The organism is Actinoplanes philippinensis (assembly GCF_900113015.1).
Classification (GTDB): Bacteria; Actinomycetota; Actinomycetes; order Mycobacteriales; family Micromonosporaceae; genus Actinoplanes; species Actinoplanes philippinensis.
Window position 1 is genome coordinate 411,669 of record NZ_FONV01000004.1, and the last position, 17,374, is coordinate 429,042.

At 73.1% G+C, this 17,374-nt stretch carries 12 protein-coding genes; 6 read left to right on the forward strand and 6 right to left on the reverse strand.

Annotated features, from left to right (window positions below; genetic code table 11):
* Window positions 1-21 precede the first annotated feature (21 nt).
* Together BM290_RS12215 and BM290_RS12220 are read right to left on the reverse strand one after the other, a co-directional pair.
* On the reverse strand, window positions 22-495 hold the full coding sequence (locus tag BM290_RS12215) for a hypothetical protein (RefSeq protein WP_093613716.1): 474 nt from the start codon (window positions 493-495) through the stop codon (window positions 22-24).
* Window positions 496-502: 7 nt separating this feature from the next.
* Entirely contained in the window at window positions 503-1,609 is a 1,107-nt protein-coding gene (locus tag BM290_RS12220; protein WP_177319675.1) for a phospholipase D-like domain-containing protein, read from the reverse strand.
* Window positions 1,610-1,867: 258 nt separating this feature from the next.
* Between BM290_RS12220 and BM290_RS12225 the strand changes: the two genes are divergently transcribed.
* Genes BM290_RS12225 through BM290_RS12235 form a run of 3 tightly spaced genes read left to right on the forward strand, consistent with a single transcriptional unit; the run spans window position 1,868 to window position 4,169 of the window.
* Window positions 1,868-2,461 (forward strand): RNA polymerase sigma factor, encoded by a 594-nt coding sequence (locus BM290_RS12225; protein WP_177319676.1) that lies wholly within the window; start codon window positions 1,868-1,870, stop codon window positions 2,459-2,461.
* On the forward strand, window positions 2,451-2,945 hold the full coding sequence (locus BM290_RS12230) for a hypothetical protein (RefSeq protein ID WP_093613192.1): 495 nt from the start codon (window positions 2,451-2,453) through the stop codon (window positions 2,943-2,945). The genes BM290_RS12225 and BM290_RS12230 overlap by 11 nt, the downstream gene beginning before the upstream one ends.
* A gap of 21 nt (window positions 2,946-2,966) precedes the next feature.
* Window positions 2,967-4,169, forward strand: coding sequence for a S8 family peptidase (locus BM290_RS12235; RefSeq protein WP_093613194.1), 1,203 nt, complete (start codon window positions 2,967-2,969; stop codon window positions 4,167-4,169).
* A 170-nt stretch (window positions 4,170-4,339) separates the two neighbouring features.
* Here BM290_RS12235 and BM290_RS12240 read toward each other — a convergent pair whose 3' ends face one another.
* Window positions 4,340-7,387, reverse strand: a complete 3,048-nt coding sequence (locus BM290_RS12240; RefSeq protein ID WP_093613196.1) for a CHAT domain-containing protein — start codon at window positions 7,385-7,387, stop codon at window positions 4,340-4,342.
* A gap of 310 nt (window positions 7,388-7,697) precedes the next feature.
* Here BM290_RS12240 and BM290_RS12245 point away from each other — a divergent pair, with 310 nt between their 5' ends.
* Window positions 7,698-7,943: a hypothetical protein gene (locus BM290_RS12245; RefSeq protein WP_143133713.1), complete on the forward strand. Its 246-nt coding sequence runs from the start codon at window positions 7,698-7,700 to the stop codon at window positions 7,941-7,943.
* 300 nt (window positions 7,944-8,243) lie between these two features.
* Here the strand turns inward: BM290_RS12245 and BM290_RS12250 are convergent, their stop codons facing one another.
* Window positions 8,244-9,296 carry a DUF7379 domain-containing protein gene (locus BM290_RS12250; protein WP_093613200.1) on the reverse strand — a complete coding sequence of 351 codons (1,053 nt, stop codon included), beginning with the start codon at window positions 9,294-9,296 and terminating at the stop codon, window positions 8,244-8,246.
* A 139-nt stretch (window positions 9,297-9,435) separates the two neighbouring features.
* Between BM290_RS12250 and BM290_RS48250 the strand changes: the two genes are divergently transcribed.
* Together BM290_RS48250 and BM290_RS12255 are read left to right on the forward strand one after the other, a co-directional pair.
* Window positions 9,436-9,612: a hypothetical protein gene (locus tag BM290_RS48250; protein ID WP_177319677.1), complete on the forward strand. Its 177-nt coding sequence runs from the start codon at window positions 9,436-9,438 to the stop codon at window positions 9,610-9,612.
* Window positions 9,613-9,635: 23 nt separating this feature from the next.
* Window positions 9,636-11,633, forward strand: coding sequence for an aKG-HExxH-type peptide beta-hydroxylase (locus BM290_RS12255; protein WP_093613202.1), 1,998 nt, complete (start codon window positions 9,636-9,638; stop codon window positions 11,631-11,633).
* A gap of 423 nt (window positions 11,634-12,056) precedes the next feature.
* Here BM290_RS12255 and fxsT read toward each other — a convergent pair whose 3' ends face one another.
* The gene (fxsT, locus tag BM290_RS12260) at window positions 12,057-15,854 is read right to left on the reverse strand and encodes an FxSxx-COOH system tetratricopeptide repeat protein (protein ID WP_093613204.1); all 3,798 of its coding nucleotides are present in this window, start codon (window positions 15,852-15,854) and stop codon (window positions 12,057-12,059) included.
* On the reverse strand, window positions 15,851-17,353 hold the full coding sequence (locus BM290_RS12265; protein WP_093613206.1) for a VMAP-C domain-containing protein: 1,503 nt from the start codon (window positions 17,351-17,353) through the stop codon (window positions 15,851-15,853). The genes fxsT and BM290_RS12265 overlap by 4 nt, the downstream gene beginning before the upstream one ends.
* Window positions 17,354-17,374: the final 21 nt, after the last annotated feature.

The window sequence follows — 17,374 nt, forward strand, 5'->3', positions numbered from 1 at the left end:
GCCGGGTACGACATCGACGGCTCAGAGACGGGCCGCCCAGTCGAGAACGTGATCGATGTCGGACCTGGTCCACCCGACCGCCGGGTCGATCGACACCAGCAGCGTCGGCGCCGGACGGGCCGCCGCCCATCGCAGGCCGCGGGTGGTGTGGTTGTCGTCGATCCACGCCGCCGGCCGGCCGCCGGTCACCAGGTCGACCGCGGGCACCTTCAGCTCCGGCTCGAACGGGACCGGCGGGAACCGGACCACCGGCAGCGGATCCACGCCCAGCATCGGCAGGAAGCGCTCGTTGGCGTGCTCGCCCCAGCCGGTCGCCCACCACAGCTCACCGGCCGCGGCCAGCTCCCGGATCCACGCGCCGTGTGCCGGGCAGTAGCGGTGCGGCGGCTCGCCCTCGAAGAACACCCGCTCCAGGTAGCCCTCGGGGCAGGTGGGCGCCGCGAACGGGCTCAGTACCCCGTCCAGGTCCAGCAGCAGAACCGGTTTCTCTCGCACACGCACACTATGCCGCGATCGGGCGGCAGAGGCCCGTCACGATCCGATCGATTTCGGCCAGGGCGTACGCCGCGAGCCTGCGCTGGGCGGTCTCGGCGGCCGGATCGGTCTCCTCGAGGTCGCCGAGCACCACGATGTTCTCGTCGTTGAGCGTGTTGGCGGGCGCGGTGAAGTTGAAGCTGCCCGCGACCACCAGCCGCCGGTCGATGACCATGAGTTTGTGGTGCACCTTGCGGACCCCGTTGCCGGGTGTGTTCTCGTAGAGTTCGGCGCCGGCCGCCTTCAGGCGCTTGGTGGCCGCCCACTCCTGCGAGCCCTGGCCCCGGTCGAGGATCCCGCGGATCGGGATGCCCGCCCTGAGCAGCCACTCCATCGTGTCGTCGATGCCGGACGACCGGGCGAACGTGAACATCGCGAAATCGACCCGCTCGGCCGACTTCAGCATCTGCTTCATGATCTCCATCTCCGGCCCGTGGTAGGGCGCGAAGATCGGTTTCACCCGGATCCGCCCGAGCCGGAACTCCGCGGGCCGCGGGGTCACCCGCTCCTGCAGGGCGCCGAACGTGCCGGACCGCATCCGCTGGAACTCTGCCACGTAAAGGCTCGCCGCCGTCTGCCCGCGCAACACGACCAGGTGGTTGAGGTTGTTGCCGCGCTGTTGCGGATTGTCCGGGGGATTGAGACCGGTGTCGGTACGGGTGAAGTTCGTCGACCCGGTCAGCACCGCCGCGGTGTCGAGCCCCGGATCCCGGACGATGAACTTCTGGTGGAAGATCTTCGGGTTCAGATCGGTGATCAGGTCCACCCCGGCCCGCAGCAGCGCGGCGTGGATCACCCGGTTCTCCTCGTTGTTCCCGCTCACCGCCCACGGATCGGCGCGCGGCGGGTCCTCCCGCAGGTAGTCGCCCTCCAGGATGACCTGGACGCGGATCTTACGGCGCTTGGCGGCCAGCACCGCCTCGGCGATCGGCCGGGAGTCCAGCTCCTGCACGGCGATCAGCAGCGTCTCGGCGGCGCCGTCGATGAACTCGCGGATCACACCGTCGAGGTCGTCCGGTCCGCCGAGCACGGGTGGTCCGGCGTAGAACTCGACACTTCCCAGGTCCAGGCCCATGGCTTCAGTGTCGGCCCCGGCGCGCGGCGCGTACCTCATTTGATCGGATCGTCTGATCGTAGGATCCGGCCATGTTCGACACAGCAGCCGAGCCGCGACCGCGGGTGACCTGCCGCCATGCCGCGATGCCCGGCGTGGAGGGCTACTGGAGCGACTGACGTCCGGCGTCCACGGCATACTGATCGACCGGCCGGACGGTAATCCATGAAATCGTTTCATGGCAGGACGGGTCACGCGGAACGACCGAAGGAGGGCTCGATGGAGCCTGAGCAGACGGCGGCGCTGGTACGGCAGGCGGCAGCCGGCGACGCGTCGGCCTGGGAAGAGCTGGTGCAGGCGTACGCGGGTCTGGTCTGGTCGGTGGCCCGTGCCTACCGTCTGGGCCGGGCCGACGCCGAGGACGTCAGCCAGACCACGTGGGAGCGGTTCGCCCGTTCCCTGGACAAGCTGACCGACCCGGGCCACGCCGGCGCCTGGCTGTCCACGACCGCACGCCGCGAGTCGCTGCGGGTCCTCGCCGCCCGCAACCGCACCGTCCCGACCGGTGACCTCGCGTGGATCGGCCCGGCCCGGGAGGACCAGTCGCCCGAGGAACTGGCGGTCGCCGCCGACGAGGAGGGCCGGCGGGACGCGCTGGCCGGCCGGCTGTGGCAGGCGCTCAACCAGCTCGGCGACAACTGCCAGCGGTTGTTGCGGATCCTGATGGGCCAGCCGCCGCCGTCGTACGCGGACGCCGCCGCCGCCCTGGGCGTGCCGATCGGCTACCTCGGCCCCACCCGCCGGCGCTGCCTGGAGAAGCTCCGGAAACTCGCGGATGTATCTGAGCCGGCGGAGCAGGGTCATGACTGGTGACGAAGACCTGCCCCCGTCCGAGGAGGAGGCCGACGCCATGAATGTGGACGCGGCACTGAGCGCACTGATCGCACGTATCGACCCGATGCCACCCGAGGTGGCGCGGTATGCGGTCGCCGCGTTCGCGTTCCGCTCCGACGGTGAGGACTTCGCCGATCTGGAATGGGATTCGCTGACCGACGCCGAGGTCCTCACCCGAGGGCCGGACGACGTGCGGATGCTGGTGTTCGGCCCGGCCGGGCCGGACGGCATCCGCGTGCACCTGGGCCTCTCCCGGACCGCGACCGGGTTCGAGGTGGACGGCTTCGTCGAGCCGGCCGGCCACACCGAGGCGGAGCTGCTCCACGACGGGGGCGCCGTCCGCCGGCCGATCGACACGGCGGGCAGGTTCTACAGTGACCTGCCCATCGTGCGGTCGATCCGGCTGCGGCTGCGGGGCACCGGATCCGCGCCGATCGTCACCGGCTGGGTGGCGCTCGGCTGACCGCGAGAAAGCGAGACGACGATGCCCGGAGAGACCGGTTTCCCGAACCCGTGGGCGCTTGACCCGCGCGTACGGCGTACTGGCAACACCTACTACATGGCCAATGAGATCCTGGTGGCCGCCGACGATGCCGGAATGGTTCGCGGCGCCATGCGGGGCCTGGGCGCACAGCGGACCGAGGCCCCGGACGGGATCGACGAGTATGTTCATCGGTACGTGCTGCCCGAGATGGGCGACGATCCGGCCGCGGTGCCCGGAGTGGTCGGCCAGCTCCGCGCGCTCGGCAACAGCCCGCGCGTCGGGCTCAACCACGTGTTCGCCGCCAACGCCATCCCGATCGCCGGGCAGCCGAAACTGCACGGCGGGACGGCCACCGACCCGATCCCCGCGCCGAACCCGGAGGTCGACGCGACCGTCACGGACGGCCGCGTGGTGCGGGTCGCCGTCATCGACACCGGGATGGACCCGGCCGCGCTGACGCTGCCGGTGTTCTACCAGCACCAGCGGCACGGCCGGCACGAGCCGGACGCCGTCTACGAAAACCCGGCGGTGCGGCGGATCGGTCTCATGGGCGGTCACGGCACGGCGGCGGCGGGGATCATCGCGCGGTACGCCCGGCGCGCGCACCTGACCTCCATCCAGGTGCTCAACGTGCACGGGATCGCCGACGAGTGGACCCTGGCGGCCGGGATCCTGCGGGCCCGCGACGCCGGCGCCGAGATCATCAGCATGTCGCTGGGCGGCACCTACGTCGGCGACGACGAGCCGCTGGCGCTCAAGGCGGTGCTCGACGACCTGCCGGCCGGGACCGTCGTGGTCGCGGCGGCCGGCAACGTGGACGCGGCGACGCCGAACTTCTACCCGGCCAGCCGGCCCGGCGTGATCTCGGTGGCGGCGATCGACACCACCGGCGCCGGCGAGGTCCCGGCGACGTTCAGCAACACCGGCGACTGGATCACCGCCTGCGCTCCGGGCGTGCGGGTGCACGCGCCGTACGTCTTCGGCACCTGGACCTACGGGACCAACCCGATCGACTTCACCGGGGCGGTCGCCTGGAGCGGCACGTCGTTCGCGACACCGTTCGTGGCTGCGCAGATCGCGGCGAACACCACACTCAAGGAGACGTGCGCGGAGGCGGCCGACCGGCTGCTCGGCGGGCTGACCCAGACGTTCCCCGGCTACGGCCGGTATGTGGCGGCGCCGCCGGGATTCGTCCTGCCGTGACCGATCGGCATGCTCCGCCGATCGGTCATCCGGCCCCGCCGGCTCGTCGCGCCGCTCCCTCGGGCGGCGAGCCGGCGGCGGCCGGGTCAGCCGGCACCGCTGGTCGGGAGCCCGCGTCAGCGGCCGGGTCAGCCGGCACCGCTGGTCGGGGGCCGGCGTCGGCGGGCCGGTCAGCCGGCTCCGTAGCAGACGTACGCGGCGGCGGCCGGGTCGTCGCCGGACTCCCGCTGGGCCTCGGCCAGGGCGGTGGCCGGCGATCTCCCGGCCCGTAGATGCTCGTGCAGGCGCAGCATCACGTCGCGGGCGGCACCGTCGCGCACGGGGGCGACGGTGGCGATCACCGAACGGGTGCCCATCGCCAGCAGCGCGGCGGCGAATCCCATGATCTCGTCGCCGCGGTGCACGGTGGACATGCCCGAGTCACAGGCCGACAGCACGACCAGGCCCGGGGGCCGGCGCAGGCCCTCCAGGTCGTAGACGGTCAACGGGCCGTCGTCCAGCCGCAACGTGGAGAACTGCGGGTTGTCCGCCCGGAAGGTGCCGTGCGCGGCGATGTGCGTACGCCCGGCGCCGTCCATGGCTCGCAACACCGCCGACACCCGCGCTTCGGCGCCGAGCAGCGCGGACGCCGCGCCGTACCGTCCGGAAAGGGCGCCGATCTCGTCCGCCGCGCCCGGCAGCCCCGGGCCCGCCACCAGCACCGTGCCGTTACCGGAGACCTCGGCGGTGACGGCCCGCAGCCAGGCGGCGGCGCTCGGCGCCACCGACACCGTCCGATCCCGGCAGAGAGGAAGAAGCCGCCACGGTACGCCGTGCAACCGCCCCGACGGCACGATGACCAGGTCGGCGTCCCCGATCCGGTCCCGTAGCGGGCCCAGCAGCATCGTGTCGAGCCGGTCCCCGCCCGCGCCCGCCCCGCCGGGCCGCAGCGACATCCGGTGCAACGCGAACCGCAGCCCCCGCACCTCCGCGTCGACCGCCGTGACCGGCCCGAGTTCGTGCCGGGTCAGGCGGCCACCGGCCAGCACCACCGCATACAGCATCTCCCCCACGGTGATCAGCTCGACGAGCGCCCGGTCGCCGAGGCACGAGGCCAGCGACGCGACATCCCAGCCGGCCGCCCGTGCCCGCACCGTCCCGGCCCGGCGCCCGAGAACCGGGTTCGCGGGGCGGCCGACTGCCCCGGCCGCCCCGCGGCCCTCCCCCACACCCCGCCCCACGCCGATCCCGTCCTGGCGATGGTCCGGCGCCGGCGGCTGATCACCGGGGTGGGCTGCCGCGGTCTCCCGGATCCTGGACGCCGCGGGCGCGTCGGCGGCACCGGTCACCCGATGGCCGTCCGAGACGCCGGTTGCCCGATGCCCATCCGTGACGCCGGTTGCCCGATGCCCATCCGTGACGCCGGTCCCCTGGTGGCCATCGGTGACGCCGGTCGCCCGATGGCCGCCCGTGACGCCGATCCCCGGGTGGCCGTCCGTGACGCCGGGCCGGGCTCGGCGGGCGCGTTCCCGGATGGAGCGTTCCAGCTGGGCCTGCCGCTGACTGTGGCGGCGGGCGTCGTTGCCCTCGGCCAGGGCCTGTTCACGTTCGGCGGCGACCGCCCGCAGCTCGGCGATCTCCGCGGCGAACCCGTCGTCGGCCGGTGGGAACGCGGGCCGGGCCTGCTGGGCTGCCGCACGGCCGCGTTCGGCCCAGATGAGCAGCGCCCGCGCCGACCCGTCCGCGACGGCGGCCTCCAGGGCGGTACGCACCAGCTCCAGCCCGTGCTCGGCGGCGTGCACCCGCAGCTCGGTGGCCCCGAGGGTGAGCCGGTGCTCGTCCAGGGCACGCAGTCCGGCCCGGAGCGCCGCGGCCGCGCCCCGGCGGTCCCCGCCCGCGATCCGCAGCAGCGCCTCGGCGTGCCACGCGCTGACCCGCTGGGCGGCCGGACTCCCCGCCCCGCGGGCCCGGCCGGTGTGCCGCAGCAGCTCGGTGGCCTCGGCGGTGCGGCCGGCGGCCAGCGCGCACCGGGCGGCGATCAGCGCGGCGTCCGCGGCGGCCACGGCCCAGCCACCGGCCCGCAGCTCCTCGGCGCCGGCGACGGCCGCCCGCAGCAGGTCCGGACCGTGCCGTCCGGAAGCCCAGTCGGTACGGATCAGCATGTACCGCGCGACCGCCGCCCACCCCGGCCGCCCCTGCTGGTCGAAGGCCCGCCCGGCCAGTCGCGCCGCCTTGCGGGCCTCCCCGGTCTCCCCGCAGGCCAGCGCGGCGGCGGCCAGCAGCAGCCGGGCCTCGGCCAGGTCGGCGGCCATCCGGCGGCGGGCCAGCTCGCGCACGGCCGCGGCGGCCACCTCCCGGGCCTCCTCGTGCAGTCCCGCCGAGAGCAGCACGTCACAGCGGTCCATCATGATCAGCGCGGCGGACAGGTTGTTACGGACGTAGTGGTCCTCGGCCGCGGCCAGATGGGTGAGCGCGGCGACGACCTGGCCGGCCCGGCCGGCGGCGAAGCCACGGTTCCAGCGGGCGTCGGCGACGGCGAGATCCTGGCCGAGCTTCGCGTACAGCTCCTCGGCCCGCACCAGGTCGGTCTCCGCGGGACCGGGCCGCCCCCGGTACGCCTGCAGGACACCGCGGTTGTTCAGCACCTTCGCCTGCCACAGCAGGTCGCCCTCACGACGGAACACGGCGAGCGCCCCGCCGTACTCCCGCAAAGCCTCCTCCAGCAACCCCCGGCGCTGGGCGACGACGGCGAGCTGGTGCCGCAGCCGGGCGGCTTCGATCCCTTCGAGGTACGCCGCGGCGGTCTCGCCCAGCCGCACCGCCCCGGGGATGTCGCCCTGATCGGCTCGCACCAGCGCCAGCGTCATCCGGGCCCGGGCCGCCGCCACCGGAAGCCCCGCCTGGTCGGCCACCGCCACCGCCCGCCGCAGGTGCAGCGCCGCCGAACGCATCCGATTGCTCTCCCGGGCGGCGAGCCCGAGCACCCGCTCCGCCGCCGACTCGGCCCCCGCGTCGCCCGCGCGCCGGGCCGCCGCCCGCAGCCGCAGCGCCTGACCCTTGGCCACCCGCGGATCGATGTGGACGAGCCGCATCGCCTCCTCGGCGACCTCCAGCAGCGCCGGATCCCCGCCCGCCACCCGGTCACCCGGCGGAGTCGGGCCGGCCGGCGGCGCGGGATCACCCGGCGGGATCGGATCGGCCACGAGATCACCGGCCCCCGGATGTATCAGGGTGGACACTGGCCCCTCCTTCTGTACATGACACCGGATGAGAAGGCGAACCGGATCATCACATCGATGGTCCGGAGTGGAGTCACCGAGGGCAGTCTGCCGGTGCTCGCGGTGTTGTCCTCACGCGGATCGCCGAGAGTTCATCCGTGAGTTCTGTATAGCGGCCGGGCCACCCGCCCGTCGCCTCTGTTTCGTGACCGGTTACCGGGTCAGCGGCTGGTTCGGCGGCTGACCACGACCGGCCGTCACCGTCACTGCCGCTCACGATGCGCCGGTACGCCGGCGCGTCTCTTCCGTTGACCCGTTCCAAGGAGCAGATGTGATCGATGCTGACCTGATGGACAGGATTCTGATCGGGCTGATCGGAGTCACCGCTGACGTCTCCGACCGCGTCCTCGACCTGGTCTCCGAGTTCGCCGACGAGCTCGGTGACCTGTCCCACGACGACGTCGTGAAACTGGTCGAGGCCGCGGTGACCGCCACCGCCGCCACGGCGGTGACCGCGGCGTTCAACAAGCGGCGCTCCCTCGCGCCGGCGGGCAGCGGGACCGCTCCGATCGGCTGAGACAAGCAGATCAGCTCAGACAGCACAGCGCGGCCGGCCCGGCAAGGGCCGGCCGGATCCAGGGAGATCGGTCAGACCGAGGGGGGCCCGGTCAGATCGAGGGGGCCCGGTCGAGCAGGGGGGCTCGACCGGGCCAGGGGTCCACCCGGATCATCGCCCCTCAACCGCGCCGACGGACGGGCCGGACCGCGGAGGCGGCGTGCCTCAGGTGCGGGCCGACGGTCCGGACAGGCCGGCGGCCGGCGGCGTGCCTCACCTGCGGGCCGACGGTCCGGACAGGCCGGCGGCCGCCAGCGTGCCTCACCTGCGGGCCGACGGTCCGGACAGGCCGGCGGCCGCCAGTGTGTCGAGGACCGCGGTGACCGCCGGATGGCCGGGGACGAGAGACTCCAGGGCCGCGGCGAGGGCGTCCCACGGCGCCAGGTGCCGGTAGTGCTCGAAGCTGCGGACCAGGGCGAACAGCTCCAGCCGGGCGGCACTGTCACGGCGGAGCTGGTGCACGATCACCGGGGGCAGCTGCTCGTAGACCTGGTCGCGGAACGCCTGCTCGGTCATCCGGGGCACGTCGAGCAGCCGGTCCACCAGTTCGCGGTGGAGGTCGGCGGGGGGCCGTGCCACGAGCGGCGGCGGAAGTGAGGGCGGCCGGTCGTCGGGCATGGACCACGGCTCCTTCAGGTGTCGTTTCAGGGCCAGGTAGGAACGGTGGCGCGGCGAGTCCGGCTTGATGATCGAGAAGTGGTCGCCGGGCAGCACTCCCGTCTCGGGGAAGACGCTGCGGGCCGAGACGGGTGTCACGACCCCGTCGCTCTCCCCGGCGTACGCGATGATCGGGATCGGACACGTGGTGGCGGTGACTGCTGTGGCGTGGACGACCTGGTTGACCACGGTCCGGTGCGCCTCGGTGATGGCCTGGCTGAGCGGCCGCAGTTCGCGCTCCTGGGGGTGCCGCCACAGGCCGCGGCGCAGCAGCAGGGCCAGATCGGACCCGGAGTTGGGGCAGGCGAAGAGGACGATCCGGCGGATCCGGGCCAGTTCGGGCCCGGCGCCGGCAGCGAGCGTACGGGCCAGCATGCGCTGCACCACGAGACCGCCCTGGCTGTGCGCGACCAGCACGAGCCCGGTGTGGCCGGCCAGGTCGTGGGTCAGATGGGTGCGCAGGCTGTCGGCGAGGTCGTCGATGTCGGGAATCCGTCGCAGCGGGTTCAGCGAGACCGGCGGGCTCGGATAGGTGAAGGTGTGCGTCTCGACCGAGGCGAGGTCCGGATCGTCCTCGATCAACCGCAGGAACGCCGACCAGGTGGCCGCCGAGGACAGAAATCCGTGCACGAACACGACTCCGAGGCGCTCGGACATGGTTGACAACCTACCGTGGACGGGCAAATCCCAGGAGCGCCCGAAGTGGAGCCGGTCGCGCCACATTGCGCTTCCGGGATCGTCACCGGGTGCGACATGATGAGTGCAGGATTCGTGACGACGTGAGGAGACGCCGGCAGTGAGCCGATCGATCGACGACATCGAGTCGGACCTGGTAGACCTCACGGAGGTGACTCTCGCGGATCTGCCCACCTATGACGAGCGGGTCCTCGCCCCGACCATGCGGCGCCTGTGGCAACGTATCGATGATCCCGAAAGCATCACCAGCGGCTACAATCCTCAGCGCATTGACTGACATGATTGGGTCGGAGTTACTGGATGGGCAATGACGGCGCCGTGAACCGGCCGCCCCGCCAACATCGGCTCGACCAGTGGCACGTCAGCGCGCTCTCCTCCGGCGGCGGAGACGCGAGCACTGTCGATCAACTGCTCGCCGTCGAGCGGAGCTGGCGCCTCCACCAGTTGCGCGCGCTGCTCGACATCGTCGGGCCCGGCCACGACACCGGCCCGCTCCCGCCCGTCCGGGCCGCCTGGGAGCTGCTCATCGAGGCGGAACGACACGCCCCCGCCGAGGTCGGCGACCTGCTGCTGCACCCGCAGGCGGGCGTCTGGGCGGGGTACACGCTGCGGCGGCTGCGCGGCACCACCAGCTCGGCGGCGCCCCTGTGGGTGGACCTCGGCTACCTGCACGGGCTGGCCGCCGCGGCGGCTCTGCGGGCCGGGCTCGACTTCCGCATCACCGTGCCGGTGCGGGACGGGTTCGTGGTGCTGCCCACGCTCGGGGCCGTCCCGGTGCCGGGAGCGGAGCAGTGGGGTCACACCGAGGTGCGGGGGTCCGGTGGGGACGGTTTCGTCGACACACCGTCCGGTGGGGTACGGGTCGGCGGCGACGGGTGGCAGGCGATGCCCAGCGTGCACGTGCAAGCCGGCGGGCAGACCCTCGCGATCCGGCTGGACTGCCTCGACCCGTACCGTGATCTGCGCTCCCCGACCCCACCGCGGACGCTGAGCGGACCGGAGCTGGAGCACTGGCGCGACCTGCTCGCCCACGCGTGGGAGCTGCTCGTCGAGAACTGCCCGGACCTCGCCGCGCCGATGACCCGCGGCCTGTTCTCGGTGGTGCCGCAACCCCCGGCCGAACGGTTCCGGACGATGAGCGCGTCGGCCGGTGACGCCTTCGGCAGCATGATCATGTCGGAGCCACGGGACGCCACCGAACTCGCGGTGACGATGGTCCACGAGTTCCAGCACATCAAGCTCGGCGCCCTGCTGCACCTGGCGCCCCTGCACAGCGGCGAGCCCGCCCAGCGGCTGTACGCGCCGTGGCGCGACGACCCACGTCCGCTCGGCGGCCTGCTCCAAGGGGTGTACGCGTTCGCCGGCATCACCGAGTTCTGGCGAACCGTCCGCCACCGGGCCACCGGCAGCGCGGGGGTGCTGGCCCACTTCGAGTTCGCGCGGTGGCGTTCCCAGGTGGGCACCGTCCTTCCCCTCGTGGCGCGGCTGCCGGAGCTGACCCCGGTCGGCGAGCGGCTCGTGGCCGGGCTCACCGCGACGGCCGGCCGCTGGCAGAGCGACAACGTCCCGGAGCAGCCGCTGGCCGCCGCTCACGACGCCGTCGCCGACCATCGGGCCCGGTGGCGGCTGCATCACCTCCGGCCACCCGCGGAGGTCGTCACGGCGTACGCCGGATCCTGGATCGCCGGCGCCGCCCGGCCCGACCTGCCCGCCGCTCCGTCCCTGGTCGCCGACCCGGCCGCCCGGGGGCTGGACGCGCGCGCGGTCCTGGAACTGTGGCGGCTGACCGACGCGGCCGGCTTCGAGGGGCTCCTGGCCGATCCGGCGACGGTCGGCGCCTTCGTGACCGGCGCCGAGCCGGCCGACCTCGCCGCCGTGGCCGGCGACCACGCCGCCGCCCGGCGCGGCTACCTGGCGGAGCTGACGGCCGGTTCGGACCGCCCGGGCGCCTGGGCCGGCCTGGCCCTGATCCTGGCGCCGCCCCGCCCGGCCGCCACAGACACGCCTCCCCGGCCCGCCGCCACAGACACGCCGTCCCGCCCGGCCGCCACAGACACGGCGCTCCAGACCGGCCAGACGGCTGACGCACGGCTGATCGGGGCGGACGCGACGATCGAGGCCGACGCGACCGTCGGCACGGCAGAGACCCGATCGGAAGGCGCCGGGGAACTCCTGGCATCGGCTGCGCGGGCACTGCAGACCCGGCCGGAGTTCGTCAGGGCGGTTCACCGGGCGGTGCGCGAGGCGGGCGGTGACGCCGACCCGGTCGAACTGGCCGCATGGATCGGGCCGGCCTGACCGCGAGGACCCGGCATTCGCGCATGACCCCGTCCGACCCACCCGTGGCGGCGGATCTTGCGGCTTCCACCCTTCATCGACACGGCCAGCGTGGATGCCCCTCGTCGGCACGGCCAGCGTGGATGCCCCTCGTCGACACGGCCAGCGTGGATGCCCCTCGTCGGCACGGCCGGCGCGGATGGCCCCTCGTCGGCACGGGCCAACGCGGATGGCCCCTTGTCGGCACGGCCGGCGCGGATGCCGGGACGTGCGAGCGCATCGGGCGGGGGATCCGGAATGCGTCCGGACCCAACGTTCCGATAACCGCGCAGCGACAGCTGGCCGTCGTTCACGCGTCTTCCGGCGTTCCCCTGACAGTGCCGGCCGGACCTCGGCACGGTCATGGGAACGTGACTCCGGCGGTGAGCAGGATCCCGGCGCGCTCTACAACGGCAGCGGGTCCATGTCGCAGTTGGCTCGGCGGTCCAGGTCGATGGCGGCGGCCGTGGCCGGGTGGTCGTCGCCGAGGATGCGGCGGAACGCTGCCACGGTGTCCTCGTGCAACCGGCCGGACTCCTCCACCCGCCCGAGTTGGAGCAGGTCGCTGGCAAGGTTGCCGTACCCGGCGAGGGTGGTCGGGTGTTCCGGGCCGAGCACCCGGGCGAGCCGGTCGGTGGCGTCGACGTCACGCTCGTACGCCTGCTGGTAGTGCCCTTCGGCGTAAAGATCGCTGGCCAGGTTGAGCGCCGCGGCCAGGGTCAGCGGGTGGTCGTCGCCGAGTTGCTCGCGCAGCTGGGCGAAACCCTCCTCGTCCATCCGCCGGGCCTGCGCCACGTTGCCGCGCATCCGCTCGGTGACCGCCCAGTTGAGGCGGGCGGCGATGGTGTGCGGGTGCCGGTCGTTGCGCAGCAGGCGCTGATAGCTGCCGTACACCCGCTCGCCCAGCTCGGCGGCGCCGTCGAGGTCGCCGGTCTCGCGCAGGTCGCTGGAGAGGTTGAGGGACGCGGCGATGGTGTCCGGGTGGTCCTCGCCGTAGCGGGTGAGGAAGCCGTCGCGTACCTCCTCGGAGATCCGCCGGGCGCCCTGGTGGTCGCCGGCCTTGCGCAGCGCCACCGCGAGGGTCCGCAGTGCCCGCATGGTCTGCGGGTGGCCGGGGCTGAGCTGGTGGCGCAGCTGGTCGGCGACGGCCTGCGCCTCGGCCCGGGCGCCCACGTAGTCGCCGAGCTCGCGCCGGTTGGTGATCAGGTTGCGGGTGCTCTCCAGGGTGATCGGGTGATCGGTGCCGTAGAGCTGGATGCGCAGCCGCTGATTCTCCTGGTCGATCTCGTAGGCGCGTTTCAGGTCACCGGACAGGCGCAGGCTCACGGCGAGGTTGTGACCGGCCGTGATCGTCTCGACGTCGTCGGGGCCGAGGGCGCGCACGTGCCGCTGGTAGATCTCCTCGGCCAGCTCCAGCGCGCCCTTGAAGTCACCGGCCACCCGGCGGTCGGCGGCGACCGCGCCGAGGGCACGCAGCAGGTCCTCGTTGTCCTCCTCGACGATCTCCTGGTACGCGGTGAGCACCTGCTCGTTGAGCTGGGCGGCCTCGGAGAACCGGCCGAGGACGAACAGCAGCCAGCCCATCCAGTGGCCCATCCGCAGCGTGGACGGGTCGGTGGCGCCGAGCTGCTCGCGGCGGGCGTCGTAGGCCCGGCCGGCCAGGTCGTACGCGGCGCGGTGATCGCCCCACCAGTAGAGGTAGCGGGACAGGTTGTCGATCAGCTGCTGCACCCACGGGTCGGTGGAGCGGAACGCCTGGGCGGTCATGGCGTGCGGGTACAGGTCGGCGTACGCCCGCCAGCTGTCCGGCGAGTTCGGGTCGTTGGGGTCGCCGTCGGCGAGCATCAGGTGGGCGCTCTGGCGCATGGCGGTCTGCTCGGCGTCGTCGAGGCGGTCCATCAGGACGGCCTGGACGAGGCGGTGCATCTGGATCGAGTTGGTCCGGTAGTCGATCTTGGCCAGGGCGTACCGGTTGATCTCCCGGATGGCCCGGTTGAGCCGCATCGGGTCGCGGCGCACCTCGTCCAGTTCGGGGTGGACGTTGCTGGCCCGGCCCCGGCTGAACAGGGTCCGCGGGATCGGCTCGGGAGCGAAGAACGAGCACACCTGCAGCAGCCGCAGCGCTCCGGGGCTGGAGTCGGCCAGACGGTCCAGCGACACGTTCCACGCGGCGGCGACCGGCAGCTGGTAGTCCAGCGGGACCGAGACCTCGAGCAGCTCGGTACGTTTCTCCTCGAACAGCCGCAGATACTCGTCGGTCGGCATGCCGGTCTCGGCCCGCCACGCGGCCGCCTGGTCCAGCGCCAGCGGCAGGTCGCCGAGCGCCTCGGCCAGCCGGCCCGCGTCCTCGTCGCTCAGCTCCGGGCCACGGCGGCGCAGCAGCTCGACGCTCTCCTGCCGGGCGAAGACGTTCACCTCGAGCTGGCGGGCGATGTTCGACCACTGCGGGTTGCGCGAGGTGACCATGATGCGGCCGGGGCCGCCGTTGGGGAAGTAGCGGCGCACCGCCTCCGGACTCTCCGCGTTATCGAAGATCAAGAGCCAGTTGGCGTACGGCTGACCCAGCCGCAGCGCCTCGCGGACGGCCGGGACCGCGGCGTTCGCCTCCAGGCCCACCGGCAGTTGCAGCCGCTGGGCCAGCTCGGCCAGCGCGTTGCCGATCTGGGCCGGCCGCTCCGACGGGATCCACCAGATCACGTCGTACTCGTCCTGGTGGCGGTAGACATACTCGACGGCCAGCTGCGACTTGCCGACACCGCCCATGCCGTGCAGCGCGTGCGGCAAAACCGCCGTGGTGCCGACCCGCATCTGCTCGTGCAGGTGGTCGAGCAGGGTCTCCCGGCCGGTGAAGTTGGGGTTGCGCGGTGGGACGCTGCCCCAGATGACGGGCGCGCCGGCCGGTGTTCTGGGTGGTGCAGCCACATCCGACACCCTGCTCGACACGACCGCTCCTTCTGATGTCCGATCATCGGTGCCCGCTGTCGTTCCCATTGTCACAGGGGGCATGCTCTCCGTAGTAGTGGCGGACGGCGTGTCCGCATCGATGCCGAGCGCTTCGTGCAGATGGCGTGCTCGCGCGAGGTAGCGGCCGGACAGGGCGTGGCACACCGCGTGCTCCACCCGGACGTAGGGGGCGGTCTCCGGAGTGACCGTCGGCATCGGCGTGGTGTCCGGATCGTCGAGCATCCGCCGCAGGGTGCGGACCGCCGGGACCGTGGTGCCCAGCCGCTCGTCGACCACCCGCAGCACCCGTGCCGCGTCGGCCCGGCGCCCCGCCGCGAGCAGCTCCTCCCGGACGCCCCGGAAGAACTCGTAGGTGACCTCGGTGCTGTCGGCGGTCTCCGGCTCGGCGGCGACCGGGTGCAGCAGCTCGCTGTTGAGGATCTCGGAGAGGTGCGACGTCTGCGAGCCGGGGTTGAGGGCCCGCTGGATCCAGCGCATCACGGCGAGGTTGAGCGGGGCCGCCGCGAGCTGGGTGGCGAGGGTGACGGCGGTCGGCGTGGCCCACGCGGTGAACTCGCGGACCCGCATCCGCGCGGTCGTGGCGGCCTCCGCCCACGGCGGCGCGACCGTCTCCGGGCGCCGGTCGGCGGCCAGCACCGCTGGCAGCTGCGACTCGCCGCCGGTGAGCAGCCGCACCCAGGCGGCCAGCCAGCGGGCGTCCAGCTCCAGCACCGGCACCGGCACCGGGTCGCCGCCGGTGGGCTCGGGCTCGTCGAGGACGTCCGGCACCGGGTTGTGCACCTCCCACGCCAGGCCGGCGTTGGTGGCGGCGGGCCGGGGCCCGGGCTGCCACAGCCGCAGCCGGCGCGGCCGGATGCCGGTGCGATACCACTGCAGCTGGGGCAGCAGGTGCAGGATCGCGACCGGCGCGCGACGGCCCCAGGCGCGCAGCAGCGACAGCATCGCCCCGCTGTGCCAGGCCGCGCCGGTGCCGTCGGAGAGCACCAGCACGATGCGCCCGTCGACCGGGATGTCACGCGACGGCAGGGCCACCTCGGCGGCCGTGGTGTCGAACGGGACCGCCTCGACGCCGTCGAGGTCGTCGTGCGCGCCGAGCACCGCCACCGCCCGGTCGACGGTGTCACGCCAGACCGCCATCGACGGCGCCGTGTCGACCAGCACCGTCACACCGGACCGGGGCAGCGGGCGCAGCGCCTGGGCGATCTCCGCCCAGGTGTCCACCTCGCCGGCCCCGGTCACCAGCCCTCCCCTGTGCCACGATCAGCGGGAGCACCCAGCGTGTCGGGCCTGCGCTCCGGATCGTCCCAGAGGATGGTCAGGTGGTGGCCGATGTGGCCGTCTCGCAGTGCCGGCTCCAGCCGGAGCGCCTGATGCCGCAATTCTTTCGCACGCAACGGGAGCTGACCTATGCCTCCATCGGTTACCAGACTGGTGACCGCTTCCCGGAACTCGGCGCTGGTACAGTCGCCGCGGTGCCAGATGATCACCGGCAGGCCGGCCCGGAGCGCCGCCTCGATCTCCTGCTGGCCGGTCTCGCCGCGCTGCGCCGGTGGCTCGCTCAGCACCAGTGAGACCACCCGGTCGTCAGCCTTCAGCTCGGACTCCAGCCGGGTGAAGTAGTCCTTGCCGCTGGGACGGCTCCAGTAGACGACACTGTGCGCCGGCGCGGTGAGCAGCTGACGCCACCGCTGGTGCCAGGCCCGGTGCCAGCGCTGGGTGCGCAGCCGCTCCAGGCTGCGGACCACCACCGGATAGTCCATGGCCAGCGTGATCGGGCGGGAACTGTCGGTCTCCTTGCGCCAGCGGTCGACGCCGACGTTGAGCAGCTCCCACGGCAGGACGAACTCGACCACCACGGTGCCGGTCCGGTCCGACCACTCGATCTCCATCTGCTCGATCACGCGCTCCACCTCGCGTTCGAGGTCGGCGAGGCGTGCCAGACGGGGCTCACCCCGCCGAGAATGCCAGGAATCAGCGCCGTACCACTGGCGGAAGTGCGACAACGCATACATGTCGTCGCTGCCGCCCGGGTCGAGATGCGGCTCCACCTGGACCACCAGATACGCCGTCGTGTCGATCGGCTGCTCGCCGCCGCGCCGCAGGTGGGCCCGCCGGTCCTCCAGCTCGGGCGTCAGCCCCTGCCCGGTGGCGAGCCGGCCGTTGCGCAGCCGGATCCAGCGGGCGGCCTGCGCGTCGACCTGGTCCTCCAGCAGCACCAGGAAGGCCATGCTGGGCGGCAGGCCGTCGGGTCCCGCATTTTGCCCGGCGAGGTGCACGAACGCCTGCCACGCGTTGGCGCACCAGGAGGGCGGGCCGGGCGAGCGGTGCTCGGTGGCGCGCTGGTAGAGAACGGTCAGATTGGTGGGCGCGAGATTTTCCAGCAGCGGGCGCAACCGGGTCCAGTCGTCCTCGATCAGGACGTCGGCCGCCTCCCACTCGTCGCGGAGCCGGCGCAGCTGGACCACCTCGTCGGTGCCCGGCTCCAGATGCTCCACCGTCTCCACCAGGATCTGGACCCCGTCGGTGAGCCGGCGACAGGCGCCCACCAGCTCGGCCGTCTGCAGGCGGAGCTCGGCGTGCTCCCGGAGCGGGAAGGGGCCGAGACGATCCTGGAGCTGCTCGATGAGGAGCTGCCGGCCGGGCTGCCCTCTCATCAGCCGGGTGCGTTCGAGCACGCCGACGAGCACCGTCTGAATCCGGTGCCGCACCTGGTCACCGCTGGTCTGCGCAGTCTTCATATACCCACAGGTCGATGGCGT